At 61.3% G+C, this 25,645-nt stretch carries 26 protein-coding genes; 12 read left to right on the forward strand and 14 right to left on the reverse strand.

The window, feature by feature from the left end; all coding sequences use genetic code 11:
- Positions 1-77: 77 nt before the first annotated feature.
- The 5 genes from QZ522_RS00485 to QZ522_RS00505 all read right to left on the reverse strand — a co-directional run bounded on the left by QZ522_RS00485 (position 78) and on the right by QZ522_RS00505 (position 3,734).
- Positions 78-1,262, reverse strand: a complete 1,185-nt coding sequence (locus QZ522_RS00485; RefSeq protein WP_294606358.1) for an amino acid aminotransferase — start codon at positions 1,260-1,262, stop codon at positions 78-80.
- Positions 1,262-2,119, reverse strand: a complete 858-nt coding sequence (gene sseA / locus QZ522_RS00490; RefSeq protein WP_294606360.1) for a 3-mercaptopyruvate sulfurtransferase — start codon at positions 2,117-2,119, stop codon at positions 1,262-1,264. Before sseA ends, QZ522_RS00485 begins: the two co-directional genes overlap by 1 nt.
- 89 nt (positions 2,120-2,208) lie before the next feature.
- Positions 2,209-2,490 carry a hypothetical protein gene (locus tag QZ522_RS00495; protein ID WP_294606362.1) on the reverse strand — a complete coding sequence of 94 codons (282 nt, stop codon included), beginning with the start codon at positions 2,488-2,490 and terminating at the stop codon, positions 2,209-2,211.
- A gap of 27 nt (positions 2,491-2,517) precedes the next feature.
- Complete coding sequence (gene smpB / locus QZ522_RS00500; RefSeq protein ID WP_294606364.1) at positions 2,518-2,994, reverse strand: SsrA-binding protein SmpB; 477 nt, start codon at positions 2,992-2,994, stop codon at positions 2,518-2,520.
- A gap of 83 nt (positions 2,995-3,077) precedes the next feature.
- Positions 3,078-3,734, reverse strand: coding sequence for a GntR family transcriptional regulator (locus tag QZ522_RS00505; protein ID WP_294606366.1), 657 nt, complete (start codon positions 3,732-3,734; stop codon positions 3,078-3,080).
- A 139-nt stretch (positions 3,735-3,873) separates the two neighbouring features.
- Between QZ522_RS00505 and dctP the strand changes: the two genes are divergently transcribed.
- The 5 genes from dctP (at position 3,874) to QZ522_RS00530 (ending at position 9,600) form a co-directional block, all read left to right on the forward strand.
- Entirely contained in the window at positions 3,874-4,860 is a 987-nt protein-coding gene (dctP, locus tag QZ522_RS00510) for a TRAP transporter substrate-binding protein DctP (protein ID WP_294606368.1), read from the forward strand.
- 70 nt (positions 4,861-4,930) lie between these two features.
- Positions 4,931-5,509: a TRAP transporter small permease gene (locus QZ522_RS00515; RefSeq protein WP_294606370.1), complete on the forward strand. Its 579-nt coding sequence runs from the start codon at positions 4,931-4,933 to the stop codon at positions 5,507-5,509.
- A 2-nt stretch (positions 5,510-5,511) separates the two neighbouring features.
- A complete protein-coding gene (locus QZ522_RS00520; RefSeq protein ID WP_294606372.1) occupies positions 5,512-6,828 on the forward strand; it encodes a TRAP transporter large permease in 1,317 nt (438 codons plus the stop codon).
- Positions 6,825-8,066, forward strand: a complete 1,242-nt coding sequence (locus QZ522_RS00525; protein ID WP_294606373.1) for a malonyl-CoA decarboxylase — start codon at positions 6,825-6,827, stop codon at positions 8,064-8,066. Before QZ522_RS00520 ends, QZ522_RS00525 begins: the two co-directional genes overlap by 4 nt.
- Before the next feature lie 16 nt (positions 8,067-8,082).
- The gene (locus QZ522_RS00530) at positions 8,083-9,600 is read left to right on the forward strand and encodes a malonyl-CoA synthase (protein ID WP_294606375.1); all 1,518 of its coding nucleotides are present in this window, start codon (positions 8,083-8,085) and stop codon (positions 9,598-9,600) included.
- A gap of 88 nt (positions 9,601-9,688) precedes the next feature.
- On the opposite strand, the gene QZ522_RS00535 is transcribed toward QZ522_RS00530, so the two are convergent.
- Together QZ522_RS00535 and QZ522_RS00540 are read right to left on the reverse strand one after the other, a co-directional pair.
- The gene (locus QZ522_RS00535) at positions 9,689-10,093 is read right to left on the reverse strand and encodes a VOC family protein (protein ID WP_294606377.1); all 405 of its coding nucleotides are present in this window, start codon (positions 10,091-10,093) and stop codon (positions 9,689-9,691) included.
- Positions 10,094-10,104: 11 nt separating this feature from the next.
- Positions 10,105-11,133, reverse strand: coding sequence for an FAD-dependent oxidoreductase (locus QZ522_RS00540; RefSeq protein WP_294606379.1), 1,029 nt, complete (start codon positions 11,131-11,133; stop codon positions 10,105-10,107).
- 62 nt (positions 11,134-11,195) lie between these two features.
- Between QZ522_RS00540 and mnmD the strand changes: the two genes are divergently transcribed.
- The 4 genes from mnmD (at position 11,196) to QZ522_RS00560 (ending at position 14,504) form a co-directional block, all read left to right on the forward strand.
- Positions 11,196-11,873 (forward strand): tRNA (5-methylaminomethyl-2-thiouridine)(34)-methyltransferase MnmD, encoded by a 678-nt coding sequence (gene mnmD, locus QZ522_RS00545; RefSeq protein ID WP_294606381.1) that lies wholly within the window; start codon positions 11,196-11,198, stop codon positions 11,871-11,873.
- Positions 11,870-12,736, forward strand: a complete 867-nt coding sequence (locus QZ522_RS00550; RefSeq protein ID WP_294606383.1) for a DMT family transporter — start codon at positions 11,870-11,872, stop codon at positions 12,734-12,736. Before mnmD ends, QZ522_RS00550 begins: the two co-directional genes overlap by 4 nt.
- Positions 12,737-12,887: 151 nt before the next feature.
- Positions 12,888-13,289 carry a hypothetical protein gene (locus QZ522_RS00555; protein WP_294606385.1) on the forward strand — a complete coding sequence of 134 codons (402 nt, stop codon included), beginning with the start codon at positions 12,888-12,890 and terminating at the stop codon, positions 13,287-13,289.
- 75 nt (positions 13,290-13,364) lie between these two features.
- The gene (locus QZ522_RS00560) at positions 13,365-14,504 is read left to right on the forward strand and encodes a transporter (RefSeq protein WP_294606387.1); all 1,140 of its coding nucleotides are present in this window, start codon (positions 13,365-13,367) and stop codon (positions 14,502-14,504) included.
- An 18-nt stretch (positions 14,505-14,522) separates the two neighbouring features.
- Here the strand turns inward: QZ522_RS00560 and QZ522_RS00565 are convergent, their stop codons facing one another.
- On the reverse strand, positions 14,523-16,520 hold the full coding sequence (locus QZ522_RS00565; RefSeq protein WP_294606389.1) for a lytic transglycosylase domain-containing protein: 1,998 nt from the start codon (positions 16,518-16,520) through the stop codon (positions 14,523-14,525).
- 110 nt (positions 16,521-16,630) lie between these two features.
- On the opposite strand from QZ522_RS00565, the gene dapA reads away from it, so the two are divergent.
- Positions 16,631-17,506, forward strand: a complete 876-nt coding sequence (gene dapA, locus QZ522_RS00570) for a 4-hydroxy-tetrahydrodipicolinate synthase (RefSeq protein ID WP_294606392.1) — start codon at positions 16,631-16,633, stop codon at positions 17,504-17,506.
- Between the two features lie 124 nt (positions 17,507-17,630).
- On the opposite strand, the gene QZ522_RS00575 is transcribed toward dapA, so the two are convergent.
- From QZ522_RS00575 to QZ522_RS00585, 3 genes are all read right to left on the reverse strand, one after another.
- A complete protein-coding gene (locus QZ522_RS00575) occupies positions 17,631-18,896 on the reverse strand; it encodes an ABC transporter permease subunit (RefSeq protein ID WP_294606394.1) in 1,266 nt (421 codons plus the stop codon).
- Positions 18,893-19,702 carry an ABC transporter ATP-binding protein gene (locus tag QZ522_RS00580; protein ID WP_294606396.1) on the reverse strand — a complete coding sequence of 270 codons (810 nt, stop codon included), beginning with the start codon at positions 19,700-19,702 and terminating at the stop codon, positions 18,893-18,895. Before QZ522_RS00580 ends, QZ522_RS00575 begins: the two co-directional genes overlap by 4 nt.
- Before the next feature lie 87 nt (positions 19,703-19,789).
- Complete coding sequence (locus QZ522_RS00585; protein WP_294606397.1) at positions 19,790-20,788, reverse strand: ABC transporter substrate-binding protein; 999 nt, start codon at positions 20,786-20,788, stop codon at positions 19,790-19,792.
- 427 nt (positions 20,789-21,215) lie between these two features.
- On the opposite strand from QZ522_RS00585, the gene QZ522_RS00590 reads away from it, so the two are divergent.
- Positions 21,216-22,613 carry an aminotransferase class III-fold pyridoxal phosphate-dependent enzyme gene (locus tag QZ522_RS00590; protein WP_294606399.1) on the forward strand — a complete coding sequence of 466 codons (1,398 nt, stop codon included), beginning with the start codon at positions 21,216-21,218 and terminating at the stop codon, positions 22,611-22,613.
- 184 nt (positions 22,614-22,797) lie between these two features.
- Here the strand turns inward: QZ522_RS00590 and QZ522_RS00595 are convergent, their stop codons facing one another.
- Together QZ522_RS00595 and QZ522_RS00600 are read right to left on the reverse strand one after the other, a co-directional pair.
- On the reverse strand, positions 22,798-23,388 hold the full coding sequence (locus QZ522_RS00595) for a LysE family transporter (protein WP_294606401.1): 591 nt from the start codon (positions 23,386-23,388) through the stop codon (positions 22,798-22,800).
- 125 nt (positions 23,389-23,513) lie between these two features.
- On the reverse strand, positions 23,514-24,272 hold the full coding sequence (locus tag QZ522_RS00600) for a cell cycle transcriptional regulator TrcR (RefSeq protein WP_294606403.1): 759 nt from the start codon (positions 24,270-24,272) through the stop codon (positions 23,514-23,516).
- A gap of 131 nt (positions 24,273-24,403) precedes the next feature.
- On the opposite strand from QZ522_RS00600, the gene QZ522_RS00605 reads away from it, so the two are divergent.
- The gene (locus tag QZ522_RS00605) at positions 24,404-25,039 is read left to right on the forward strand and encodes a ribonuclease T2 (protein ID WP_294606405.1); all 636 of its coding nucleotides are present in this window, start codon (positions 24,404-24,406) and stop codon (positions 25,037-25,039) included.
- Positions 25,040-25,105: 66 nt separating this feature from the next.
- Here QZ522_RS00605 and QZ522_RS00610 read toward each other — a convergent pair whose 3' ends face one another.
- Positions 25,106-25,642, reverse strand: a complete 537-nt coding sequence (locus tag QZ522_RS00610) for a hypothetical protein (RefSeq protein ID WP_294606406.1) — start codon at positions 25,640-25,642, stop codon at positions 25,106-25,108.
- Positions 25,643-25,645: the final 3 nt, after the last annotated feature.

Below are 25,645 nucleotides of genomic sequence, written 5' to 3' on the forward strand. Positions count from 1 at the left end.
ATTCTCTACCTGAAAAGCACGTCACCCTCTTTACAGGAAACCGGCGCGCAGGGGTGGTGGCGCGCCGGTGGCAGGGCCTAGATGCCCGCGTCGATGATTGCTTTCGCCAGAACCGGTACGGTTTGACTGTTGAGTCCGGCAATATTCATCCGGCTGTCGCCAATCATGTAAATGCCGTGATCCTTGCGCAGGGTTTCCACCTGATCGGGCGTCGCGCCAAGCCGCGAGAACATGCCGCGATGTTGGGCCAGAAACCCGAACCGGTCGGACCCGGACAAACGGCGCAACTCGCCTGCAAGTTCTTCACGCAGGCGCAGCATGCCTAGGCGGACCTCTTCAAGCTCTGCCTGCCAGTCGGCGCGCAGTGCATCATCGCCCAGCACCATGGTCACAAGCCGCGCGCCATGATCGGGCGGGAACGAATAGTTCTGCCGGTTGAGATAGGCCAGATTGCCCTGCGCCACCTTTTGCAAACCCCGGTCCTGCGCCACGGCCATCAGGATGCCGGTGCGTTCGCGGTAAATGCCGAAATTCTTTGAGCAACTTGCCGCGATCAACACCTCGGGACAGCTTTTAACCACAAGCCGGGTTGCCTTGGCGTCTTCCTCAAGCCCGTCGCCAAAGCCCTGATAGGCGATGTCGATCATCGGAATCGCGCCCTTGCGGTTCATCAGGTCGATCACCTCCTGCCACTGGCGCAGGTTCAGGTTGGCGCCGGTCGGGTTGTGGCAGCAGCCATGCAACAGCACCACATCACCCGCGCGCAGCTGATCAAGGTCGGCCATCATGCCGTCGAAATCAACGCCGACGGTTTCGGCGTCAAAATAGCGATACATCACGGTTTCAACGCCAAGATAGGCCAGAATGCTAAGATGGTTGGGCCATGTCGGATCAGACACGAAGACCCGCGCATCGGGGTTGGCCATGCGCACAAGGTCAAACGCCTGACGCACCGCGCCGGTGCCGCCGGGGGTGGCAACCGCTGCCACCTGATCGCGGGTAACCGCATCGCCAAGCACCAGATTTATCATCACGTCAGAGAACCCCGGATCACCGGCAAGCCCGGTATAGGCCTTGGTCTCTTCCTGCCCCCACCACTTTTGTTCGGCGGCCTTGACGGCGCGCATGATCGGGGTCTTGCCCGCTGCATCCTTGTAAACGCCGACGCCAAGGTCGATCTTGGTGTCGCGCGGATCTTCGCGGAAGGCCTGGGCAAGGGCCAGAATTTTATCTGCGGGCTTTTCTTTAAGGTTGCTGAACATCAGGCTTCTCCTGTGGCGACAGGCAGGGTCGGGAAGGCGCCCCATTCTGTCCATGATCCGTCATAAACTGCGTGGTCGCGCTTGCCGATCCGCTCCAGAGCCAGGCTGATGATCGCCGCCGTCACACCGGTGCCGCAGGTGGTGATCACCGGTTTGCTCATGTCGACACCGGCGGCTTTGAACACCGCGCGCTGTTCGTCGGGGTCCTTCATGGTCATGTCGTCATTCAACAGATCGGTATAGGGTACGTTCTTGGAGCCAGGAATGTGGCCGCCGCGCAGGCCGGGACGCGGTTCAGGCGCCTCACCACGAAAGCGGGCCGCGGATCGGGCATCGAGAATTTCGTAATCGCCAAGCTTGGAGGCCGCCGAAACCTGTGTCACATCCTTGACCATCTGGTTCTGGCGGCGCACCGTCATGTGCCGGTCGCGGATCATCGGCGGCAGATCTTCGATCTCGCGGCCCTCGGCCTGCCACTTGGGGAAACCGCCATCGAGAACGGCGATGTTCTCCTGCCCCATCAGGCGAAACAGCCACCAGACGCGGGCGGCGGAAAACAGGCCCTTGGCGTCATAAACCACCACCTGATGACCGTCGCCAACGCCCATGGCGCGCAGCTTGGACATGAATTTTTCAACCGGGGGCGCCATATGCGGCAACTCGGAGCGGCTATCGCTGATGTCATCAATATCGAAAAAGCGCGCGCCGGGGATATGCGCGGCGTCATATTCGGCCTTTGCATCACGCCCTTCGGCAGCCATGAACATCGTGCCATCCAGAACCCGCAAATCCGGGTCTTTCAGGTGGCTGGCAAGCCAGTCGGTTGAAACGACGGTTTTAGGATCATCATGTGCCATGGGGGCCCCCGTTTAAGACCTGACTTGAGTACAGTCTGAGGGGGAAAAGGGCAAGACCGGGCACCGCCTGTGCACCCCCGCCACACCGGTTATTTCAGCACCATTTTCTTGATCTGGCCGATGACGATCATCAATACGCCGCCGCCAAGCCCGCCCGAGACGACCTGAGCAATGATTGCCCCCAAATCACCGCCACCCGTACCGACCGACAGCCCGCCCACACCGAGCATCATCAGGACATGCCCGCCAAGACCTCCGCCCGCGATCCCGACCAGCGAATTGCCCAGAAACCCAAGGCTTGCGGCCTTCATGACACCACCGGCAACATTGCCGCCGACCGCGCCCGCAATCAAACTCAGCAATAGTTCCATCGTTCGCTTCCTCGGGAAAACCGGGCCTTACTCGCCGTGGCGCAACAGCCGCTGTTTCTGACGGCTCCAGTCGCGCTTGGCCTCGGTGGCGCGCTTGTCGTGGTTTTTCTTGCCCTTGGCGATGCCGATCTTCATTTTGACCAGCCCGCGATGGTTGAAATACATCACCAGCGGCACAAGCGTCATGCCCTTGCGCTGAGTCTCGTTCCAAAGCCGCGCCAGTTCCTTGCGCGACACCAGGAGCTTGCGGCGACGCTTTTCCTCGTGACCAAAGGTCTTGGCCTGAAGATAGGGCGCGATATAGGAATTCACCAGCCACAGCTCGCCATCTTCGACGATGGCATAGCTTTCGGCGATATTGCCGCCGTTCTGACGCAGGGATTTGACCTCGGACCCCTCAAGGATGATGCCGCATTCTATGTCATTCTCGATGGCATAGTCATACCGCGCCCGCCGATTCTCGGCGATCACCTTGTAGTTCGGATTTTCCTTTACCTTGGCCATTTCGCTGTCCTACCGATGCCTGCGCCGACTGTCCAGCGATGCGCGTCGGCTGGCGCGCGGCTCTGTGACTTGGTGGTATGTGGTTATTCTGCGGCGCTGCGCAAGCTCGACATCAAAAGATGGAACTTTTCGCCCTGAATCGCCACGTGCCCGCGCAATGCCTCTGCGGCGCGGTCCGCGTCGCCCGCGCGCAGCGCCTCGACGATCGCCTTGTGTTCGGACATGGATTGCGACATCCGCCCGCGCAGCCGCAATTGCAACCGGCGAAACGGCTTGAGCCGCCGATGCAGGCGCAATGCCTCGTGTTCGAGAAATCCGTTTCCCGCCTGATGGTAGATGACGTGGTGAAACCGCTCATTCTCACGGTAATAGGCATCGGCATCACCATCCGCGACGGCCGCACAGCATGACGCGTTGGCCATATCGAGTTCCTCAAGCGCAGCCTCGGAGATTCGCAGCGCCGCCAGACGCCCGCAGACGCCCTCGATCTCGGCCATGGTTTCGAACATTTCCATCAACTCGACCGGCCCCGGCTGGCGGACAAACACGCCGCGGCGCGGGATCTGTTCGGCAAGCCCAGAGGCGACAAGTCGCTGCAAGGCCTCGCGAATCGGGGTGCGGGAAACCTCGAACTGACGCGCAAGGCGCAGCTCGTCAAGACGATCGCCATCGTGGAAATCGCCAGTAAAAACCAGCTCTTCCAGCGCATCCGCGATAATATCTGCCCGACGAAGTTCCATTGGAAAAACCTAGCGCCCGCTTGATTTGTGCGCAAGGTAGAAATTCTTGTATACAAAAAACTTGACTCTGAATTCAAAACCCAAAAGACTGTCCAGCACGCGTTCGGGCCATCTTGTCCGGACAAAATGGGAGGAAGACATGAGAAAATCTACGTTCACGGCAGCCGTTACTGCCGGGATTATGCTGCTTGGCAGCGTCGCCAATGCCACCGACCTGCGCCTGTCGCACCAGTGGTCCAACAGCGATGTGCGCCACAAGGTTGCCCAGATCGTTGCCGATGAGGTCGCCGCAGCCGATGTTGATCTTGAAATCAAGATCTTCGGCTCGAAATCGCTGTTCAAACCGCGCGAGCAATACACACCCCTGAGCCGTGGCCAGCTTGACATGACGGTTCTGCCGCTGAGCTATGCAGGCGGACAGCAGCCGTCTTACAACCTGACGCTGATGCCGGGCCTTGTGAAGAACCACGACCACGCCGCACGCCTGTCCAACAGCCCGTTCATGGAGGCTCTCGAGGCCAAAATGGCCGAGGATGACGTGATGGTTCTGGTGCATGGCTATCTGGCAGGCGGCTTTGCCGGCAAGGATAAATGCATCACCAAGCCCGATGACATCCAGGGCCTGCAAACCCGCGCGGCGGGCAAGGCGTTCGAACAGATGCTGGCCGGTGCCGGTGCCTCGATCGCGTCGATGGCAAGCTCGGAAATCTATAACGCCATGCAAACGGGCGTTCTTGATGCGGCCAATACATCGTCCTCGTCCTTCGTATCTTACCGGATTTACGAACAGGTCAAGTGTTATACTCCTGCGGGCGATGTTGCCCTGTGGTTCATGTATCAGCCGCTGCTGATGAACAAATCCACCTTCGAAGGCCTGACCGAAGCACAGCAAGCCGCACTTTTGGCCGGTGCCGAAAAGGCCGAAGCCTTCTATCTTGAAGAAGCCAAAAAAGAAGATGCCAACTCGGTCGAAGTGTTCAAGGCCGCAGGCGTCGAAATCGCACAGATGAGCGAAGAGGATTTCGCAGCCTGGCGTGAAATCGCCAAGGGCACCTCTTACAAGGCCTTTGTCGAAAACGTGCCCGACGGGCAGGCGCTTCTGGATATGGCACTCGCCGTCGAGTGATCTGACCTGATCGCAGGGCGCCCCGGTGCGGCGCCCTGCACCCCCAAGACTTACCCCGAAAGGAGGGCCGATGTCGGGCCAATCCATCTCCGGTGTGGCAAACACCGGCAACAGCCTCTTTCTGAAAGCCGTCGCGGCCATTTCAACCCTTGCCGGTTGGGTCTCGGCGGGGATGATCACGCTGGCCGTGCTCATTACCTGTCAGATGATCTTTATCCGCTTTATCCTCAACGGGTCGACGATATGGCAGACCGAAGCGGTGATTTACCTGATGATCGCCGCCACGCTGGTCGGCCTGCCCTATGTGCAGCGCCTGCGTGGTCACGTGAACGTCGATCTCATTCCGATCGCCCTTCCGATCCGTGCGCGCCGGGTCCTGGCAGTGGTCACGCTGGCGATTTCGGCGCTGATCATCGGCGTCATGCTCTGGTACGGATATGAATTCTGGCATGTCGCCTATTCGCGCGGCTGGAAATCCGACACCGTATGGAGTGTCGCGCTGTGGAAGCCGTACCTGGCCATCCCGGTCGGCCTTGGTCTTTTGCTGCTGCAACTGATCGCAGACCTTTATGCGGTGATCATCGGCGTCGATGCACCGTTTGGAATTGAACAAGAGGGCCTTGCCGCCCGCGCAGCAGGAGATCTCTGATCATGGATCCGCTCGTACTGGGGGGGCTTGTCGCCCTCATGACAATCTTCGTGCTGTTCTCTGGCGTATCGGTGGCCATCGGCCTCTTGATCGTCTCGGCCGGCTTTCTGATCGCATTCGACGGGATGCGCTCGCTCGAACTGATGCCGGAAATCCTGTTCGGCAAACTTGACAACTTTGCCCTGCTGTCGATCCCGATGTTCATCATCATGGGTTCTTCCATTGCCTCTACGCGCGCGGGGGCCGATCTTTACGAGGCGCTCGAACGCTGGCTGACGCGGGTGCCCGGTGGCCTTGTGATCTCGAACCTCGGGGCCTGTGCGCTGTTCGCGGCAATGTCGGGTTCTTCGCCCGCCACCTGTGCGGCGATTGGCAAGATGGGCATCCCGGAAATGCGCAAGCGCGGCTATCCCGATGGCGTTGCTGCGGGTTCCATCGCGGCGGGCGGTACGCTTGGCATCCTTATTCCGCCCTCGGTCACGATGATCGTTTACGGCATCGCCACCGAAACCTCGATCGGACGGTTGTTTCTGGCCGGCGTCATTCCGGGGCTGATGCTTGTCGGGCTGTTCATGGCCTGGTCGCTCTATTCGACATGGAAGTCCGGCAATATCGCCCTTCTGGGCGGGCGCGGCTATTCCTGGGCCGAACGGTTTGAAATCCTGCCCCGCGTGCTGCCGTTCCTGGTGATCATCCTCGGCGTTCTCTACGCGCTTTACGGCGGTGTCGCGACCCCCTCCGAGACCGCCGCGATCGGTGCGCTTCTCTGCCTGTTGATGGCGGTCATCATCTATAAGATGTGGAGCCCCAAGGCGATCTGGGTCGTGCTGCGCGACAGCACCCGTGAAAGCGTGATGATCCTGTTCATCATCGCCGCGGCCGGTGTGTTTTCCTACATGCTGTCGAGCCTGTTCATCACCCAGTCGATTGCCGAATGGATCGGTACGCTGGATGTGAACCGCTGGGTTCTGATGGCAGCAATCAACCTGTTCCTTCTGGTCGCGGGCTTTTTCCTGCCGCCGGTCGCGGTGATCCTGATGGCGGCGCCGATCCTGTTGCCGATCATCCTGACAGCCGGCTTCGATCCGATCTGGTTCGCCGTGGTCCTGACGATCAACATGGAAATCGGCCTTATCTCTCCGCCGGTTGGGCTTAACCTTTATGTGATCAACGGCATCGCACCCGATATCAAGCTCAAGACGATCCTGCTTGGCTCGCTGCCTTATGTGGCCTGCATGATCCTCGCGATCATCCTGCTCTGCCTGTTTCCGGGGCTGGCGACATGGCTACCTGATGTCGTGATGGGGGGTGCGGTATGAGCGTGCTCGCCGATCTTCTGGCAACGGTTTTCGAGCGCCGCTATCGTGGCGCAACCGAACCGGACAAGCAGAACCGAAGCATCGAAGACCTTTCTCGTGACCTGCTTGGCAGCTCGGGCGAGGTGTCGGGCATGGCCCTGGCGCGGCTTATTCTTGATCGCTATGCCGGGATGGATGACGAAGCCAAACTCGGGTTCTTCACCTTTCTGACCAACGACCTTGGCGTTGATCCAGAAACCGTGCGCAACGCCCTTGATGCTTTCGAGGCCTCACCTGACCGGCACAGCTATCGGACATTCCTTGCCGCCGCAGAGCCGCCGCGCCAGGAATTGGCGCGCCGTCTCAATCAGGTGCCCGGCGCCACCGCACAGCTGGTGGCGATGCGAAGCGACCTCTTGCGCCTGACCAAAACCAACTCCGCGCCTGGGGTGGTCGATCTTGACATGCGGCACCTGTTTTCGTCGTGGTTCAACCGTGGCTTTCTGGTGCTGCGCCCGATCAATTGGAGCAGCCCGGCCGATATCCTTGAAAAAATCATCGCCTATGAGGCGGTGCATGCCATCGACAGCTGGGATGACCTGCGGCTCCGGCTGCAACCTGCCGACCGGCGGTGTTTCGGGTTTTTCCACCCGGCCATGCCCGACGAACCGCTGATTTTCGTCGAGGTGGCGCTGACACGCGGCACACCGGGGGCGATCCATGATCTGTTGGCCGAGAACCGCGAGGCGATCACCGCCGAGGCGGCCGACACCGCCGTGTTCTATTCGATCTCGAACTGTCAGCCGGGGCTTGCCGGGATTTCATTTGGCAACTCGCTGATCAAACAAGTCGTTGCCGACCTCTCGCAGGAGCTTCCCAATCTCAAGACCTTCGTGACGCTATCACCGATCCCGGCGCTGACCAAATGGCTGACGGCCGAAGGCATTGCCCTGCCGGACGATCCCGAAGAGCGTCGCCAGATCACCGCCGACTACCTGTTGAACGCCAAGCGCCCCGAGGGCAGCCCGTTCGATCCGGTCGCGCGGTTTCACCTTGGCAACGGGGCCTCGGTGCATGCCATCCATGCGGGCGCCGACCTGTCGTCCAATGGACTCGCGCAATCGGGCGGCATGATGGTGAATTACCTTTACGATCTTGCGCTGATTTCGCAAAACCACGAACGGTTTGCGACTGCGGCCCAAATCGCCGCTTCGCCCGAAGTTACCGCCCTGAGCGCCGCCCGCGCCACCAAAGACTGATACAAGGAATATTGCCATGGCCAACCCCCTTTACGACACGCTTTTTGGTCGCCATGCGGGCCGAACCGCGCCGTTTCTCCACCTCTCGGATGGCAGTACGGTAAGCTATGACGCCTTTTTGCGGCTGACTGCGCAATACGCCAACAGCTTTTTCAGCACAGGCCTTGCCCCCGGTGACCGGCTTGCCGCGCAGATCGAAAAATCGCCAGAGGCCCTGGCGGTTTATGCGGCCTGCGTACAGGCGGGGATCGTTTTCTTGCCGCTCAACACCGGCTATACGGCAGATGAACTTGGGTATTTCGTGACCGACAGCGGCGCGCGCCTGTTGCTCTGCGACGGATCAAAGGCCGATGCTCTGGCGAGCGTTGCCAAATCCGCCGACGCCCAATTGATGACGCTCGATGCCGATGGCAGCGGAAGCCTGCCCGACGCCGCCAAGGATCAACCGGAGAGCTTTGAGGCAACCGCGCGCAGCAGCGATGATCTTGCCGCGTTCCTTTATACCTCTGGTACGACGGGGCGCTCGAAAGGTGCGATGCTGACCCAGACCAACCTTTTGTCAAATGCCGAAACGCTGGTCGACTACTGGGCCTTTACCGAAAAAGACGTGTTGCTTCACGCGCTGCCGATCTTTCACACGCATGGGCTTTTCGTGGCGACCAATGTGATCCTGCTGGCCGGGGCCTCGATGATCTTCCTGCCGAAATTCGATCAGGACAAGGTGATCGAAAACCTGCCGCGCGCCACAAGCATGATGGGCGTGCCGACCTTTTACACCCGCCTTCTGGACGACCCGCGCTTTGATCGCGAGCTTATCGGGCATATGCGGCTTTTCATCTCGGGAAGCGCGCCGCTTCTGGCCGAAACCCATGTGGCGATCGAAGAGCGCACCGGCCACCGCATTCTTGAACGCTATGGCATGACCGAAACCAACATGAACACCTCGAACCCCTACGAGGGCGAACGCCGCGCCGGCACGGTCGGGTTCCCGCTGCCGGGGGTGGACCTCAAGATCACCGATCCCGATAGCGGCAAGACCCTGCCCCAAGGCGAGATCGGCCAGATCGAGGTCCGCGGTCCGAACGTGTTCAAAGGTTATTGGAACATGCCCGAAAAAACCGCCGAAGAGTTGCGCAGCGACGGGTTCTTCATCACTGGCGATCTGGGGCTGATCGACGAGCAGGGCTATGTCCAGATCGTTGGGCGCAACAAGGATCTGATCATCTCGGGCGGCTACAACATCTATCCCAAGGAAATCGAACTGTTGCTGGATGAACAGCCCGGCGTGCTTGAAAGTGCTGTCGTGGGCGTGCCGCATCCCGATTTCGGCGAAACAGTGGTCGGCTTTCTGGTGGCGCAAAAGGGCGCAACACCCGATCTTGACGCGATTGCAGAGGCGGCAGGCGCCTCGCTGGCGCGCTTCAAACATCCGCGCAAGCTTATCATGCTGGATGAATTGCCGCGCAACACCATGGGCAAGGTTCAGAAAAACATCCTGCGCGCCGAATACGGCGATCTGTTCAAATCCAACTGATCGACGGTAAAGCGATCGTCTTGGCGGCCCGGCGCAGACCCTGCGCCGGACCGGTTTCGTATTGCCGGATGTACGCGGCGCCCTGACTTCACCCTTCCAGCGGGTTCGACACCTCGATCAGGTTTCCATCCGGGTCGCGCAGGTACAGCGACAGGATCGGCCCCGTCGCGCCGGTGCGTTTCACCGGGCCTTCCTCAACCCTGATGCCGCAGCGCGCGAAATGCCCCAGCCATTCCGAAATCGCCACATCGCTCAGGAAACACAAATCCGCCGATCCGGGGGTGGCGCGCTGTGCCTTTGGTTCAAACTCGGCGCCCGCAAGATGCAGGTTTATCTTTTGCGCGCCATAGTTCAGCGCCCAACGCGCGGTTCCGTCAGCGGGCGTAAACGCCTGTGCCTCCATCCCCAGAACATCGCGATAAAACGCAATGGTCGCGTCAAGATCGGCCACGGTCAGCACCAGATGGTCAAGCGCATTCACCTTGGGTTGCATGGTCTGTCCCTTCAATATGACGCCTCGGGGTGAAAGCCTTCGGGGATGGCATCCACCCCGTCAAGGATCAGATCCGCCATGACCTGTCCGACCTTGGGCGCCATGCCAAAGCCGATCTTGAAGCCGCCATTGGCGATGAATTCCCCGGACCGCAAGGGGTGCGCCCCAAGCATCGGCGCGCGGCTGCGGCTTCGGGGGCGAACGCCTGCCCATCGCGCAAGAACCGGCGCATCAACCAGCGCAGGCACCGCAGCGCGCGCGCGTGCGATCACCGCGTCCAGAAGGGCGTCGGTGCTGTCAGGGTCGTCATAGGTATTCTCGCTGGTCGATCCGATGGCCGTGGTGCCATCTGCGTGCGGAATGACATGCAACGTGTCGGCAAAAAGCTGTGGCAGGGTGGCGGCATCATAGGCCAAAAGCGCACCCTGCCCCTTGACGCCCGCGCCGACGCTGCGGCTATGGGCGGCGCTCAGTTCTTGCAGCCCGGCCACGCCGGTGGCCCAGATCACCCGCCCCTCGGGCGCGCCCGATGTCACCACCTCGCCCCCCTTTGCGCGGATCGCCGCCACAAGCGCGGCGCAGGCGCGGCGCGGGTGCAACCGCGCGCTAAGCGTGTCTTCGATCAGATATCCGGTCGGGGAAAACGGCGCCCAGCCCTCCCTGGCGGGAATCACGCGCCATTCCGCCTTGCCCTGCCAGAGATCGCGCGCGGTGGCCGCCCGTGCAGTGGCAAGCCCGAGGGCCGCCTCATCGGCGATCGGTTGCAGGCGCCCAAGACGACCATAGCCCGGCGATTTCCCGGAGACCTCGGCAACGCTGGCCCAAAATGTCTCGGCCATGATCAGGCTGTCGAATTGAAACGCCTTCTTGTCGTTCCACTTTTCCGGCACATGCGGTGCAAGCGCCCCGACGACGCCGCCCGAGGCACCAGCACCGGGACCGCCCGGGCCGATCACCCGAACGCGCGCGCCGCGCGCGGCGCAGGTCCACGCCACCGAGAGGCCGAAAATCCCTGCCCCCATCACCGTTATATCGGCCATTGCCAAAGCGCCTGTTCCCCTGCATGGTCCCGCCAGTCCACCCCGCTTTAAAGGATTACAGCATGCAGAGCCAGCAGGCCGATGTCCTCTGGCGCGACGGCGATATTCCCGTCTCGACCCGGTTCGACGATCCCTATTTCAGCCTCGAGAACGGGCTGGCAGAAACGCGGCATGTGTTTCTGAAAGGAAATGACCTGCCGGCGCGGTTTCGTGACGGGTTTCATATTGCCGAACTTGGCTTTGGCACCGGATTGAACCTTTTGGCCAGCCTGGCGGCCTGGCGCGGGGCCAATGTCGGCGGGCGGTTGCATTTCACCACATTCGAGGCCTACCCGATGAGCCCCGAACAGATGCGCCGCGCACAGTCGGCCTTTCCCGAACTGTCGGATATTGCCGCCGAACTTGCCCCGCTCTGGCAGGGCGGCGCACAGGTGATCACCCTGCCCGACCTGACATTCACCCTGATCGAAGGCGATGCGCGCCAGACACTTGCCGAGTGGCCGGGTCGGGCCGATGCGTGGTTCCTTGACGGGTTTTCCCCGGCCAAGAACCCCGAACTATGGCAAGACACTCTTTTGGCCGAGGTCGCCCGGCATACAAGCGCCAATGGCACCGCCGCCACCTATACTGCGGCAGGTTTCGTGCGCCGGGGGCTTGAGGCGGCGGGATTTTCTGTTACCCGTCAGCCAGGGTTCGGGCGCAAGCGCCATATGACCACCGCCACAAAGGGCAAGACATGAACGCGCAAAACACCCGGCTGGGTATCTGGCTGATGATCGCCACGACATTTATCTTCGCGGTGCAGGACGGCATCTCGCGCCATCTGGCGGGCGAATACAATGTGCTCATGGTGGTGATGATCCGCTATTGGTTCTTTGCCGCCTTCGTGATGACCATCGCCAGCCGAAAGGCGGGCGGTCTGCGCGCCGCCGCCGCCACAAGCCAACCGGTGATGCAGGCGTTTCGCTCGCTTCTGCTTGTGACCGAAATCTGCGTGATGATCCTTGGGTTTACCCTGTTGGGTCTTGTCGAAAGCCATGCGGTCTTTGCCTGTTATCCTCTGTTGATCGCCGCCCTGTCGGGACCGGTTCTTGGCGAAAAGGTGGGCTGGCGGCGTTGGGTGGCGATCGGGGTCGGCTTTGTCGGGGTGATCATCATCCTCGAACCCGGCTTTGGCGTGTTCAAGCCGGAGGCCATCGTACCGCTGATTGCCGCTCTGATGTTCGCGCTTTACGGCCTTTTGACGCGCTATGTCGCGCGCCGCGATACCGCCGCAACAAGCTTCTTCTGGACCGGCACAGTCGGGTCTGTGGCGATGACCGCGGTCGGCATGTGGTTCTGGGAACCGATGATCGCCTCTGACTGGGTCTGGATGGGGGCGCTTTGCATCACCGGGGCGGCGGGGCACTGGACGCTGATCAAATGCTATGAGGTTGCCGAGGCAAGCGCGGTACAGCCCTTTGCCTATCTGCAACTTCTGTTCGCAAGCACCATCGGCATCCTCGCCTTTTCCGAAACGATCCGCCTGAATGTGGCGCTTGGCGGCGCTCTTATTGTCGGGGCCGGGCTGTTCACCCTGTGGCGGCAACGCCGCGCCGGGTAATCCTGCTTTCCGTCACAGGCTGAAGCATCCCCCTTTGGGGGGAAGGCTTGTGGTTAGGCGGCCCTGCGGCAAAACGGGCCAGTCGGCCAGACCGCGCTTCACAAATTCGTGATCGCGAATATAACGTCCTGAAACGAGTATCAGGACAATCATGCGGCGCACCTTTTCACAGCTAAAGACAGGCGCACGCGGAGTTGCCGCGATCCTGATCGCATGCCTTCTGGCGCTGCGCGTGGCGGCCTTGCCGATGGTGATGGCCGATGGCGCCCCCGGCCCCGGCATGATGGCGATCTGTACCGGCGCCGAGATCATCTATATCCCCATCGGCAGCCAGAGCATCCCCGAACAGGGCACAACGGACGAGGGCGACCCCCGGCACGATCCCTGCCCGGCCTTTGGCATCACCGCCGCCCTGCTTGCCCCCGATCAACCGATCATCCTGCCCGGCCGCCTGGCCACCACCGCGCAGATCGCGCCCATGGCCTCGCTTTGGGCCAGTGCGGACGGGCAAGGCCCCTATCAGTCGCGCGCACCACCGCGCCTTCGGCTCTGAAGACCTGACATTTCCACGTTCCAAGACCGAAATAACGGGCCGCCCAAGGGCGTGCCCGATCTGAAAGATACAACGATGATCAACCGAACATTTGGCGCGGCTCTTGTCTGCGCCGGGCTACTGGCGCCGATGGCCAGCGCCCAGCACATGATGCCACAGGGCGACGACATGACGACGGGCCAACCGGCAACGAGCGGCATGTCTCATGCCATGAAACACCACAAGATGCACAACCATGGCCCGATCGGCGTGCCGGGTCGCCATCAATTGCCCAAGGGCAAGCTGGTGCTCACCTATCGCTATGGCACAATGGAGATGTCGGGTATCCGCCAGGGCACCGATGACATGGACGCCAATACCCTTGTCACCACCATTCCCAACGCCTTTGCCGCCCTGCCCGGTCAGCCGCCCACCATCCGCGTCGCCCCGGTCAGCATGAGCATGGACATGCATATGCTTGGCGCGCTGTATGCGCCGAGCGAACGGCTGACCCTGATGGGGATGCTGCCTTATGTGGAAAAATCCATGACCATGCGCACCTATGCGGGGCCTGCGGGCACCACGGTGCTGGGTGACAATACAACCACCTCGAACGGGCTTGGCGATATCCGGCTTGGGGCTTTGCTGGCGCTGAACAAGACCCGGAAAGGCGGCGCTCGCGTCGGGCTTGGCCTTAGCTTGCCAACGGGGTCGATCACTGAAACCGGGCAGATGCTTTCGCCGATGAACACCCGGCCGACCAGACGGCTGGCCTATTCGATGCAGCTTGGCTCGGGCACCTTTGACCTTCACCCAAGCCTGACCGTGGAATCGGGACGTGGCGCGCTGAACTGGGGCGGCCAGCTGCGTGGCATCCTCCGCCTGGGCGAGAATGACGAGGGCTATCGCCATGGGCACGAGGCCGCGCTGACCGGCTGGATCAGCTATCGCACCGCGCCATGGATAAGCTATTCGGGCCGCGCCGAATATCGCCACGCGGGTCGGATCAAGGGGCAGGACGCCAATATTGCGGGTCCCTCGCTTGGGGCCGACCCACGCAACTATGGCGGCGATTACATCACGCTTTATGCGGGCGCCGACATGACCCCGCGCCGCGGGCTTCTCAAGGGACAGCTTTTGGGCGTCGAACTTGGCCTGCCGGTCTATCAGAACCTCAATGGCGTGCAGTCCAAAACCGACTGGTCGCTGGCCGTCGCATGGCGCAAGCCCTTTTAGGCAGAGGCCCCCTTTGGCCTAATCGCCAAGGGGGGCGACACTGCTTCTGCGCAATTCCTGCGAAAAGGGTTGCGGCAATGGCTCGGTTCCCAACCGGGCGCGATAGGCCGGCAGGCTCTCGGACACGCGCATCACGTAATTGCGGGTCTCGCGGAACGGGATGTGTTCGATCCAGTCGATAATTGCATCGCCCTTGGCGTCTCGCGGATCACCGAATTCCTCCACCCATTGCGCCGCCCGCGCCGGTCCCGCGTTATACCCTGCGGCGACCAGCACGACATTGCCGTCAAACCGGGCGGCCAACTGGGCCAGATAGGTCGCGCCAAGCCGCGCATTATAGGCCCAGTCGCCCAGCACCTTTCCCGCCTCATGCTGAATCCCGAGATCGCGCGCAACGTCGCGCGCGGTGCCGGGCATAACCTGCATCAGGCCACGCGCGCCCGCACCGCTGACCACCAGGTGATTGAACTCGCTTTCGCGCCGCGCAATCGCCAGCGCCATTTCCCTCGGCACCGGAAGGGTCAACCCGGCCACGCCATGCAGTGCATAATAGGGCGCCTCGATCACGATACCGCGCTGTGCCGCGGCCTTGCCAAGCATGACCTGCAAATGCGGCTGATCCAGCGCGTCCAGCATCTGGCCCATCTGGCCCAGACCGGTGCGATCCTGTGCCTCGGAAAGGTGGATGAAAAACTGCCGCGCAAGCCCGATGTCGCCCATCGCAAGCGCCAGCGTGCCGATCTCTTTCAGGTCGCTTTGCGCAAAATCCGCAGCACGCCAGGGTGGGAACATTTCCTTCCCCGCAAGCATCGGATCACTTGCGAGCCCCGCCTTTTCCGCCGCCAGCAATCCGTAAAAGCTGGTTTGATAGGCGGCACCTTCGCCGTAAGCCACCTGGGCCGCCTGTGCATCGCCAAGCGCCTCTTGCGCGCGCCCGATCCAATACCCCGCCCGCCCAAGCGAAATCGGTGTTTCCACCGACGCGCGAAACCGCTGGAAATGGTCAAGTGCAAGCTCAGGCGCGTCGAGATAGCGAAGCGCAAGATATCCCGAGAGCCATTCAAGGTCGGCATAGTTCGACCCTTCGACCAGCTGATGCACCGAGGCCAGATCATAGGCAAGCTGCGCCTTGCCCTCGCGCATCTTCTGGCGCGCAAGGGCACGCCGCCAACTGGCCCAACGGTCCGCCTCACCCAGGCCGCCCTTGATCCGGCTTTGGCGCAGGATCACCTCGATGGCCTTGTCGGGATCATTTTTCAGGTGTCTGGTGAAAAGCTCATAGGCGATGCCCGGATGCCGTTCCTGCGCCTCGCTCAACCCTTTTGCGCCCTCTTTCGCCACCCTCTGGCGAAGCTTGGCCAGGGTGCGGTCGCCCTCGCTCACCAGCGGCAACATTTCCTCCACATCTCGCAGGCCCCGCCAAAGCGCCATATCAAGACGCGCGGCATGGTGCGGCGCCAAAAGCGCGCCGTGCCCGGCCAGGAATGCCGCGTGTTCCTCCGAAGACAGATCAAGCGTGTGCCAGGCCAGAACGACGCCGGCCTCAGCATCACCAATGCGACCGCGCGCAGCAAGCGCCCTTGCATGGGTCAAGACTCCGATACCGGTCTGTGGTCTATACCCATCGTAAAACGCCAGCACATCGTCGACCCCGGCAGAGGTCATCACCTCTTCGCTCTGACGGCGCAGCCGTTCAAGTCCCGGCCAATGGCCGTTTCGCCGCAGGAACGCCAGGATCTCGGCAGGTGTCCCAAGCCCCTCGCGCAGGCGATACCACTCAATCAGATCGCCCGCCGCGGGCCCGTCGCGCCGGGCCAATTGTGCCGCGACGTCCCATCGCCCGCCTTGAACCGCCTCAAGTGCACTGGCCAGAGGACGCGGCGCAATGCGTGGCAAATCGGCGGCATGTGCCGCCAAAACCGGGCAAAGAACACCCAGAACAAACATGCAGACGCGCAACATCTCTTGCATTTCCCGCCATTGCGAAGGATAGACAGGCGCCAGCCTATGCGTCACGCGCGCCCGCGTCCATTCACAACCACCGGACCATGCGCGCCGAACCGCTCAGGCAACCCTGATCACACCGGGCGCCGCCCGCCATCACGTGAAGTCGAAAGGAGCGTGTCATGTTCAAAGGATCTTTTCCTGCCTTGGTCACGCCGTTCAAGGACGGCGAGCTGGATCTGGATACGCTCAAGAAACTCGTCGAATGGCATATAAGCGAGGGAAGCCACGGCCTCGTGCCGGTCGGCACCACCGGCGAAAGCCCGACGCTGACCCATGCCGAACATGAAACCGTCGTCGCAGAGGTGGTCAAGGCCGCCGCAGGGCGCATTCCGGTCATCGCCGGTGCCGGCAGCAACAACACGCTCGAATCAATGCGCCTGATGCGTCATGCCCTTTCGGTCGGGGCCGATGCGGCCCTTGTGGTGACGCCCTATTACAACAAGCCCACACAGGCCGGGCTGGTCGCGCATTTCACGGCGCTGCATGACTGCTGCGAACTGCCAATCGTGATCTACAACATCCCCGGCCGCTCGGTCGTTGACATGACGCCCGACACCATGGGCGAACTGGCGAAACTGCCGCGCATTGTCGGCGTCAAGGATGCCACCGGGGATTTGGCCCGCGTCTGCGCGCAACGGATCACCTGCGGCAAGGATTTCGCCCAGATTTCCGGCGAAGACGGCACCGCGCATGGCTTTAACGCCCAAGGCGGGCAAGGCGTGATCTCGGTCACCGCCAATGTCGCCCCCAAACTCGTGGCCGAGGTGCAAAAGGCAACCCTCGCAGGCGATTACGCCACCGCGCTCGAGATTCAGGATCGGCTGATGCCGCTGCACCAGGCGATCTTCACCGAACCCGGTGTCGTCGGCGTCAAATACGCGATGTCGTGCCTTGGCCTCTGCGACCCCGAGGTCCGCTCGCCCCTGACCCCGCTGACCGCTCCGACCAGGGCGCTGGTCGAGGCGGGCCTGCGCCACGCCGGTCTGCTCAACTAGGCCCTAAACGAAAAAGGATGAAGCAAGGCCCGCCTGCTTCATCCCATTCTTCTTGGCAAAAATACTCCGGGGGAGGCGCCGCTTGCGGCGACGGGGGCAGCGCCCCCTTTTCACCCCTGCCGGATCAGACGCGGCCCTTCCATGGCACAAGCCAGGTTTCGGCCTTGCGCATCAGGATATCGATACCATAGCCGATGATCCCGATCAGGATGATCCCCATGATCACGATATCCGTAAGCTGAAAGCGGCTGGCGACCATGATCATCATGCCCGCACCCTTTTCGGCCGCGACAAGCTCTGCGGCGACAACCGTGCCCCAACAGACCCCCATCGCGACCCGTGCGCCGGTGAATATTTCGGGCAGGCTGTTGGGCACGATCACATGGCGCATCAGTTGCCATTTGCTGGCCCCCAGCGAATAGGCTGCATGCACCTTGGAAATCGCCACGCCGGACACACCCGCGCGCGCCGAAATGGTCATGATCCAGAGCGCCGCCAAAAACAGCAGGATGATCTTGCCACTCTCGCCGATCCCCGCCCAGATGATCACCAGCGGGATAAGAGCCAGCGGTGGCACCGGGCGCATGAATTCGACGATCGGGTCGAACCAGCCGCGGAACCAGTCACTAAGCCCCATGGCATAACCAAGCGGGATGCCCACCAATGCGCCAAGCGCAAAGCCGACGATGACCCGGAACAGCGACCAGTAGAGATGCTCGAACAGAGTAAAGTTCTGATAACCCTGCTCGGAAATCTCGGCAACGCGCGAGACCACCGATTCCGGCGGCGGAAGCCAGATCGGCTCCATCTGCATGCCCTTCGCGGGCGCGAAATTCAGCGATCCCTTGGCGGTGATGGCAACCGTGCCATTCGCCACCTGCGCGGCCTGGCCGGGAGCAACGGGCTGGCCGTCAATTGCCACCACCTTGGCCCCCTCCTTGCGGGTCACCTCGTCGTTCTTGTCCATCAGCAAAAGCGACGAGCGCCAGGCGCCCACGGTGATGACGTCGTTCTTGGCAAAGCCATCGCCGGGCTCAACCTCGCGATCCGTCACCTCTTCGCCAACCTTGAAGACGCGGGCGTAGACCGTGGCGTCGTCGCGGGTGCCGTCGGGGGCCTCAAGCGTATAAACGAACTCGGTATCGCCGATGAATGGCCCCGGTGCATGGATCGGCACCCATTTGCTTCCGGTAAAGGCGCCCCAAAGCAAAAAGATCGTCACGACCGAAATGACGCTGGCCCAACGATCCGGGCGCACGGCGCTTTCATCGCCAAAGGTCACCGTCTTGAGCGAGGTATAATCGTTCATCTGGCGGAACTTGCTGACACCCTTGCGCACAGCGAAAAAGGCAGCGGCAAAAATGGCCACGTAGATTATGAGAATGATCATGCGTCTGCCTCCTCGGTACGGCCCATGATCTCTTCTTCCATATCCCAGATCATCGACAGGATTTCTTCGCGTTTTGCCGCAAAGTCAGGGTGTTTTTTCACTTCGCGAAGGTCTTGCCCGACGCCCATTTCGGCAAAGGGCAGGCGGTATTCCTTGTGAATGCGCCCCGGTCGCGGGGCCATCACCAAAAGACGTTCGCCAAGCAGCAGCGCCTCTTCGACAGAGTGGGTGATCAGCACGATCGTCTTGCCGGTTTCTTTCCACAGCTTGAGAACCAGCCCCTGCATCTTTTCGCGGGTCAGCGCATCAAGCGCACCAAGCGGTTCGTCCATCAGGATCACGTCCGGATCATTGGCCAGACAGCGCGCAAGTGCCACGCGCTGCTGCATGCCGCCGGACAACTCGTAAACCGCCTTTTCCTTGAAATCCTTGAGGCCGACGACATCCAGCAGATGATCGACGTTACCGGCGAATTCCGCCTCTCGCTGGCCCTTCATGCGCGGGCCAAAGCTTACGTTTTCGCGCACGCTCATCCACTCGAACAGCGCGCCTTGCTGAAAGACCATACCGCGCTCGGCATCCGGACCGGTGACGCGATGGTCGTTAAGCGTGATCTGCCCTTCGGTCGGGGCCAGAAAACCGGCCAGAATGTTCAAAAGCGTGGTCTTGCCACAGCCTGACGGGCCAAGCACGCTCATCAATTCGCCAGTCTTCAGTTCAAGCGATACATCCTGCAGGGCCTGTACATGCGTGCCATTCGGCAGGTCGAACCGCATCGAGATATTTTCGATGGAAAGTGTAGACATCCCCACCCCCTGTTTATCCTGGATTTATTGGGCAGGGGCCCGCCCGCGGCACGGACGAGCCCCTGTCTTCTGTCATGTCGGGTGGGATTACATCCCGTTGGCAGCGGCCAGCGGACCCGTGTTGACGTTGTTTTCGTAGGTCTCAAGCGCCGCGTCGATGCTGTTGGCTTCGACAAAGACATCGGCCACGCCTTTCATGAACTCCTGCGCGCCGCCGCCCAGCCATTTGGCCGAAAGCTGGTCTTCGACAGGCGGGAACACAAAGGTGTCGATGGTCGCGGCCGTGGCCTCCAGATCCATGCCGCTATCCTTGGCGATGACCGGCAGCATCTCGTCGCGGTTGGCCGCATCGGCCCACATCGCGTTTGCGTCTGCGGTCACTTTAAGAAACTTGGCCACCAGATCGGGGTTTTCCGCAACAAAGCCTGCGGGCCCGCTGGTCACGTCAAAGACCAGGATGCCAAGCGCTTCTTTTTCGGCGCCGGTCAACAGGACATTGCCGTGCTCTTTGGCGCGACGCAGGCTTCCGCCCCAGCCACAGAACATGTCAACCGCGCCCTGCGCGATGGCTGCTGCGCCCTCTGGCGGGGCCATGTTGACCACGTCCATGCTGGCGATATCGACACCGAAATGGCTCATCTGCTTGAGGAAACCGTAATGTGCGGCGGTGCCAAGCGGCACGGCCACTTTCTTGCCGGCAAGCTCGCCCGCGTTGGTCTTGTCGATCTCAAGCGCTTCGGCAACAACGCAGTTGTCATTGTCGGCATAGGACACGGCCACATCGAGAACCTGAATGTCCTGACCGGCACTTGCGGCCACGACGAAAGGCGGCACGCCCTGGCTGACCGAGAGATGCACGTCGCCGCTGGCCATGGCCGCGCTCATCGCGGTGCCTGTGTCAAATGCGCGCCAGTTGACCTTGACGCCCATTTCTTCGTCATAGGTGCCCTTTTCCTTGGCATATTGGAACGGCATCGGCCATTCCAGGAAATAGGCAACGGTGATTTCCTGTGCGGTTGCGGCCCCGGCAGTCGCCAGAAACGCCGCACCGGCCACGGCTGTCATCAGCTTGGATTTCAATTTCATATTTTTCATCTCCCGTTGATTGCGTTACTTTTTATTCTTGAAACCGCACTTTTCGGCGGATTTGGATGCGCCCGGCCCGTGATAAGATCAGCATGCTTGACGACAGACACCGTTCAAGAGTGAACCCGATCCAACAGAACCGATCAACGCAATAATAACAGACCTACGATCATTTCAGCATTTCCGAAAAGAGGTTTTTGAATAGGCTCAAATATCGCCTGCGCCACAGGCCAGTGTTGAAAAACCGTTTTATACCAGATAATTATGCAAAAAATTTTATAATGATACGCTTTTCTGGCCTTAGTTATTGCAACCATCTGGCCCTATCAGCCCGCCGCATTTCACGGCTGATATAACGCCAGAACGAAATGGACAAAGATCACAGGCCCGCGCGTTGCGCCGGGCCCCAACTCGATGGAGCATACCGATGGACGGCAAAATTCTCGACAATGACATCAGCCACGTGGTCGAGGCCGACCGCGCCCACGTCTGGCATCACCTTATCCAACACGCCGCCTGGACCGGCGAAGCCCCCAAAGGCGACCCGCGCATTATCGTCGAGGGTCGCGGCATGCGGGTCTGGGATCAAAAGGGCAAAGAGCATCTTGATGCCGTCTCGGGCGGGGTCTGGACCGTCAATGTCGGTTATGGCCGCGAGCGGATTGCCAATGCCGTGCGCGACCAGCTGATCAAGCTGCCGTATTTCGCAGGGTCCGCCGGCTCGATTCCCGGCGCGCAGTTTTCCGAGCGGCTGATCTCAAAAATGCCGGGCATGACGCGGGTTTACTTTACAAACTCGGGATCCGAGGCGAACGAGAAAGCCTTCAAGATGGTGCGCCAGATCGCCCACAAGCGCTTTGGCGGCAAGAAGCACAAGATTCTCTATCGCGAGCGTGATTACCACGGCACCACCATCGCCTGTCTTTCGGCCGGCGGCCAGGACGAGCGCAACGCGGAATATGGCCCCTATACCCCCGGTTTCGTCCGCGTCCCGCATTGCCTTGAATATCGCGCGCAATGGGACCTTGAGGGCGAGGAATACGGCATCGCCGCCGCCAATGCGATCGAAGAGGTGATCCTTGCCGAAGGCCCCGATACCGTTGGCGCGCTCTGCCTCGAACCGGTGACCGCCGGTGGCGGCGTGATTGTCCCGCCCAAGGGCTATTGGCCCCGCGTTCAGGAAATCTGCCGCAAGTATGATATCCTGCTGCATATCGACGAGGTCGTCTGCGGCGTCGGGCGCACCGGCACATGGTTCGGCTATCAGCATTACGGCATCGAGCCGGATTTCGTGACCATGGCCAAGGGTGTCGCCTCGGGCTATGCCGCCATCGCCTGTTGCGTGACCTCCGAGCGGGTGTTCGAAATGTTCCGCGACGAATCCGGCGATCCGATGAGCTATTTCCGCGATATCTCGACCTTCGGCGGCTGTACGGCCGGCCCGGCGGCGGCACTGGAAAACCTGTCGATCATCGAGGAAGAGAACTTGTTGGCCAACACCGTGGCAATGGGCGATTACATGCTCGACCAGTTGCGCGCGCTTCAGGACAAGCATGCGGTGATCGGCGAGGTGCGCGGCAAGGGCCTGTTCCTTGGCGCCGAACTTGTCAGCGACCGCACCAGCAAAGAGCCCGCCAGTGAGAAACAGGTTCAGGCGGTCGTGGCCGATTGCATGGCGCAGGGCGTGATCATCGGGGCGACCAACCGCTCGATTCCCGGCTTCAACAACACGCTGTGCTATTCGCCTGCCCTGATCGCTACCAAGGACGATATCAATCATATCGTCTCGGCAACCGACGCCGCGCTGACCCGCGTGTTCGGCTAGACTCCGGTTTCGCGCTTTGCGTGACCAGCCCCGGCGCCGGAACTGGCGCCGGGGCTTTTTCATGGTCCGTGCATGGAGCGCCAGAGCATATTGCACAAAAGCGGGCCTCTGTTTTGTGCCTCTCGCATAGGCGAAACCAATCGGTGAGTGAGGGGCGCGTGAATGCGGATGAACGCGACACGCGCTAGGCCCGCACCATCCAGACCGCAACAGCGCCAAGCATTGCCGCCAATCCCCGGTTCAGCAAAGCCGCCTGATCCGGGCGCGACCATATCCGCGCCAGCCGTGTGCCGATCGCCGCCCAAAGGGCAAAGGCCAGCATGTTGTTGAGGGTAAACACCGTCGCAACGCCGACCACGCCAAGCCCCGGCGCATTTGCAAACTGGCTGAACATCAGGGCGATGATCACATAGGCCTTGGGGTTGAAGATCAGAAGCACCATACCGCCGCCAAAGCCCATTGGCCGCGCCGCCCTAAGAACACCGTCCTCGACCGCCCCGGCGCGCCACAGGCCAAGCGCAAGCCACATCACATAGCCCGCACCGATGATCCTTACCGCCTGCGCCACGCCCGGCGCGGCCTGCGTTGCAGCGCCAAAGCCCAGCCCGATGGCCAGCGTCACCCCCCATGTCGCCAAGTGATAGCCAAAGCTCGCGGGCCAGGTCGCCGCCACCCCGAACCGCGCGCCCATGGCGGCAAAGATCATGTTTCCCGGCCCCGGACTATAGGCCAGCGGCGCCAGAAAGATCAGCAAGGCAAATATGGCGGGGGTCATCGCACCTCTCCTTTTGCCGGCAACAATTGCCTTGATCTGTCCGGCACGCGACCCGTTTCCTGCGCAAAGAAAAGCCCGGGCCGTGAAGCCCGGGCAATGTCGCGTCGCTCGCTTGGCCTGTCGGCTTAGCCGCGGTCGTCCTCATCCTCATCGTCATCGTCCGACGCATCGGGAAGATTGAAGAGGCTCTCGGCATCGTATTTCTTTTCACGCTCTTCAGGCTGGTAATCCTGACCAAGCGTAAAGCTCTCAAGGCCCTCGATAGCGGTCGGAATCTTGGGCTCTGACTCCATGCCAAGGCTCTGCTCGGTGCTAAGCAGTTTGCGACGCTCGTCATCGCTCATCGCGGCACCTTCGCGCGCCTTCTTGGCACTGGCCTTTTGCACGGCGGCATCAAGCTCTGATTGCTTGCACAACCCAAGCGCCACCGGGTCGATCGGCTGAATATTGGCAATGTTCCAATGGGTCCGCTCGCGAATCGCCTGAATGGTCGGCTTGGTTGTGCCGACAAGGCGCGAAATCTGGCTATCGGCCAGTTCCGGGTGGAACTTGACCAGCCAGAGAATCGAGGCCGGACGATCCTGCCGCTTGGACAGCGGAGTATAGCGCGGGCCACGGCGCTTTTCCTCGCCCTGTGCCGCAGCGTTGAACTTGAGCTTGAGCTTGTGCAGCGGGTTCTTCTGGCCCGCCTCGATCTCTTCCTCGGTCAGCTGATTGTTGGCAACCGGGTCGAAACCCTTGTCCCCTGCGGCCACATCGCCATCGGCAATGCCCTGCACTTCAAGCTCGTGCAGCCCGCAGAAATCCGCGATCTGCTTGAAATTCAGCGTCGTGTTATCCACCAGCCAGACGGCGGTGGCCTTGGCCATGATTGGTTTGGACATCTCAGGTCTCCTTCACGCATATCTTTCCCGTCGCCTGGAGGGGCGGTTCCGGACTGGCCGGAACGGGTTTCCATTGTCGGGGAACTTGGCCGTTATATAGTGACCTCTGATACAAAATGAAAGTCCAAAGAATGCCGGTGCTTCTGCTCGTCCTGATCAGCCTGTTCAGCACGCCCGCCCGGGCACAGTCGGATCGGCCGGGAGAGTTTGACTATTACGTCCTCTCGCTCAGCTGGTCACCGACATGGTGCGCCCTCGTGGGCGATGCCCGCCGCTCGCCGCAATGCGCCGAGACCGCCGATCATGGCTGGGTGCTGCACGGGCTCTGGCCGCAATATCGCCGCGGGTTCCCCTCGCATTGCAAAAGCGCCGCGCGCCCGCCGTCCCGCCAGATGGCAAACGCCATGGCCGATATCATGGGCACGTCCGCTCTGGCCTGGTATCAATGGAAAAAGCACGGTGCCTGCACTGGTCTCTCGGGACCGGATTACTATGCCCTGGCGCGCCGCGCCTATGACGGCATCACCCGCCCGCCGGTTTTTCGCAAACTCTCCAAACCGGTAAAGCTGCCTGCGTCGGTCGTCGAACAGGCGTTTCTCAAGGCCAATCCGGGGCTGGAGCCCGATATGCTGACCATCACCTGCAAATCGGGCCGTATCCAAGAGGCCCGGCTATGCCTCTCCAAGAATCTTGCCCCGCGGCCCTGCGGGCGCGATGTGGTCCGTGACTGCGCGATGAAAGACGCACTGTTTGATCCAATCCGATAACACCGAAAGCCGCAACAGCCGTCTTTCATCTTTCCAAAAATACTCAATACTCCGTCATGGCCCCACTCAGAACAGGCCCAGGATCAGCACCACGGCCACCACCGGAACCAGAACCGCATGCAGCACATGGTCAAACCAGTTGCTGCTGCCCCACCCCACGACCCAGAACGCCTGACCCAAAACCGCGACGACCGGCAAGAAGACGGTCCCGCTCAGCGCACCGTACCCGCAGACCGCCAGCACCATGACGGCGACCGGCACCGGCGCATAGCCGAGGCGGTAAAGATCAACCGTCACCAATCCCATGGCCGAGGCCAGGAAAACCAGATAACCCAGCAGGAACAGCAAAAGTTCAAGGTTGCCAAAGGGCACCACAGCCATGCCGAGGTCCGCCGCCATATGGCGCAGAGCCAAGGCAGGCAACATCACCCCCAGAGGGGCCAAAAGCGCCATCATCCCGGCCACCGGCAAAGAGCCGCGCAAGACCAGCACCGCCACCGCCAACAGGCCTGCGACCCCAAGCGCCATCATCGGCGTGACAAAGAGGCCCGCAAGGGCATATCCGACCCAGGCCATAACCAGCGCCAGCGCGATCCATTCCACGAC

This window comes from uncultured Roseovarius sp., assembly GCF_913054395.1.
In the GTDB taxonomy this organism is placed as follows: domain Bacteria; phylum Pseudomonadota; class Alphaproteobacteria; order Rhodobacterales; family Rhodobacteraceae; genus Roseovarius.

What these genes read in the sequence shown, in the direction of transcription:
- QZ522_RS00485 (WP_294606358.1), bottom strand. Translation starts at nt 1,262, where the DNA reads ATGTTCAGCAACCTTAAAGAAAAGCCCGCAGATAAAATTCTGGCCCTT.
- sseA (WP_294606360.1), bottom strand. Translation starts at nt 2,119, where the DNA reads ATGGCACATGATGATCCTAAAACCGTCGTTTCAACCGACTGGCTTGCC.
- QZ522_RS00495 (WP_294606362.1), bottom strand. Translation starts at nt 2,490, where the DNA reads ATGGAACTATTGCTGAGTTTGATTGCGGGCGCGGTCGGCGGCAATGTT.
- smpB (WP_294606364.1), bottom strand. Translation starts at nt 2,994, where the DNA reads ATGGCCAAGGTAAAGGAAAATCCGAACTACAAGGTGATCGCCGAGAAT.
- QZ522_RS00505 (WP_294606366.1), bottom strand. Translation starts at nt 3,734, where the DNA reads ATGGAACTTCGTCGGGCAGATATTATCGCGGATGCGCTGGAAGAGCTG.
- dctP (WP_294606368.1), top strand. Translation starts at nt 3,874, where the DNA reads ATGAGAAAATCTACGTTCACGGCAGCCGTTACTGCCGGGATTATGCTG.
- QZ522_RS00515 (WP_294606370.1), top strand. Translation starts at nt 4,931, where the DNA reads ATGTCGGGCCAATCCATCTCCGGTGTGGCAAACACCGGCAACAGCCTC.
- QZ522_RS00520 (WP_294606372.1), top strand. Translation starts at nt 5,512, where the DNA reads ATGGATCCGCTCGTACTGGGGGGGCTTGTCGCCCTCATGACAATCTTC.
- QZ522_RS00525 (WP_294606373.1), top strand. Translation starts at nt 6,825, where the DNA reads ATGAGCGTGCTCGCCGATCTTCTGGCAACGGTTTTCGAGCGCCGCTAT.
- QZ522_RS00530 (WP_294606375.1), top strand. Translation starts at nt 8,083, where the DNA reads ATGGCCAACCCCCTTTACGACACGCTTTTTGGTCGCCATGCGGGCCGA.
- QZ522_RS00535 (WP_294606377.1), bottom strand. Translation starts at nt 10,093, where the DNA reads ATGCAACCCAAGGTGAATGCGCTTGACCATCTGGTGCTGACCGTGGCC.
- QZ522_RS00540 (WP_294606379.1), bottom strand. Translation starts at nt 11,133, where the DNA reads ATGGCCGATATAACGGTGATGGGGGCAGGGATTTTCGGCCTCTCGGTG.
- mnmD (WP_294606381.1), top strand. Translation starts at nt 11,196, where the DNA reads ATGCAGAGCCAGCAGGCCGATGTCCTCTGGCGCGACGGCGATATTCCC.
- QZ522_RS00550 (WP_294606383.1), top strand. Translation starts at nt 11,870, where the DNA reads ATGAACGCGCAAAACACCCGGCTGGGTATCTGGCTGATGATCGCCACG.
- QZ522_RS00555 (WP_294606385.1), top strand. Translation starts at nt 12,888, where the DNA reads ATGCGGCGCACCTTTTCACAGCTAAAGACAGGCGCACGCGGAGTTGCC.
- QZ522_RS00560 (WP_294606387.1), top strand. Translation starts at nt 13,365, where the DNA reads ATGATCAACCGAACATTTGGCGCGGCTCTTGTCTGCGCCGGGCTACTG.
- dapA (WP_294606392.1), top strand. Translation starts at nt 16,631, where the DNA reads ATGTTCAAAGGATCTTTTCCTGCCTTGGTCACGCCGTTCAAGGACGGC.
- QZ522_RS00575 (WP_294606394.1), bottom strand. Translation starts at nt 18,896, where the DNA reads ATGATCATTCTCATAATCTACGTGGCCATTTTTGCCGCTGCCTTTTTC.
- QZ522_RS00580 (WP_294606396.1), bottom strand. Translation starts at nt 19,702, where the DNA reads ATGTCTACACTTTCCATCGAAAATATCTCGATGCGGTTCGACCTGCCG.
- QZ522_RS00585 (WP_294606397.1), bottom strand. Translation starts at nt 20,788, where the DNA reads ATGAAATTGAAATCCAAGCTGATGACAGCCGTGGCCGGTGCGGCGTTT.
- QZ522_RS00590 (WP_294606399.1), top strand. Translation starts at nt 21,216, where the DNA reads ATGGACGGCAAAATTCTCGACAATGACATCAGCCACGTGGTCGAGGCC.
- QZ522_RS00595 (WP_294606401.1), bottom strand. Translation starts at nt 23,388, where the DNA reads ATGACCCCCGCCATATTTGCCTTGCTGATCTTTCTGGCGCCGCTGGCC.
- QZ522_RS00600 (WP_294606403.1), bottom strand. Translation starts at nt 24,272, where the DNA reads ATGTCCAAACCAATCATGGCCAAGGCCACCGCCGTCTGGCTGGTGGAT.
- QZ522_RS00605 (WP_294606405.1), top strand. Translation starts at nt 24,404, where the DNA reads ATGCCGGTGCTTCTGCTCGTCCTGATCAGCCTGTTCAGCACGCCCGCC.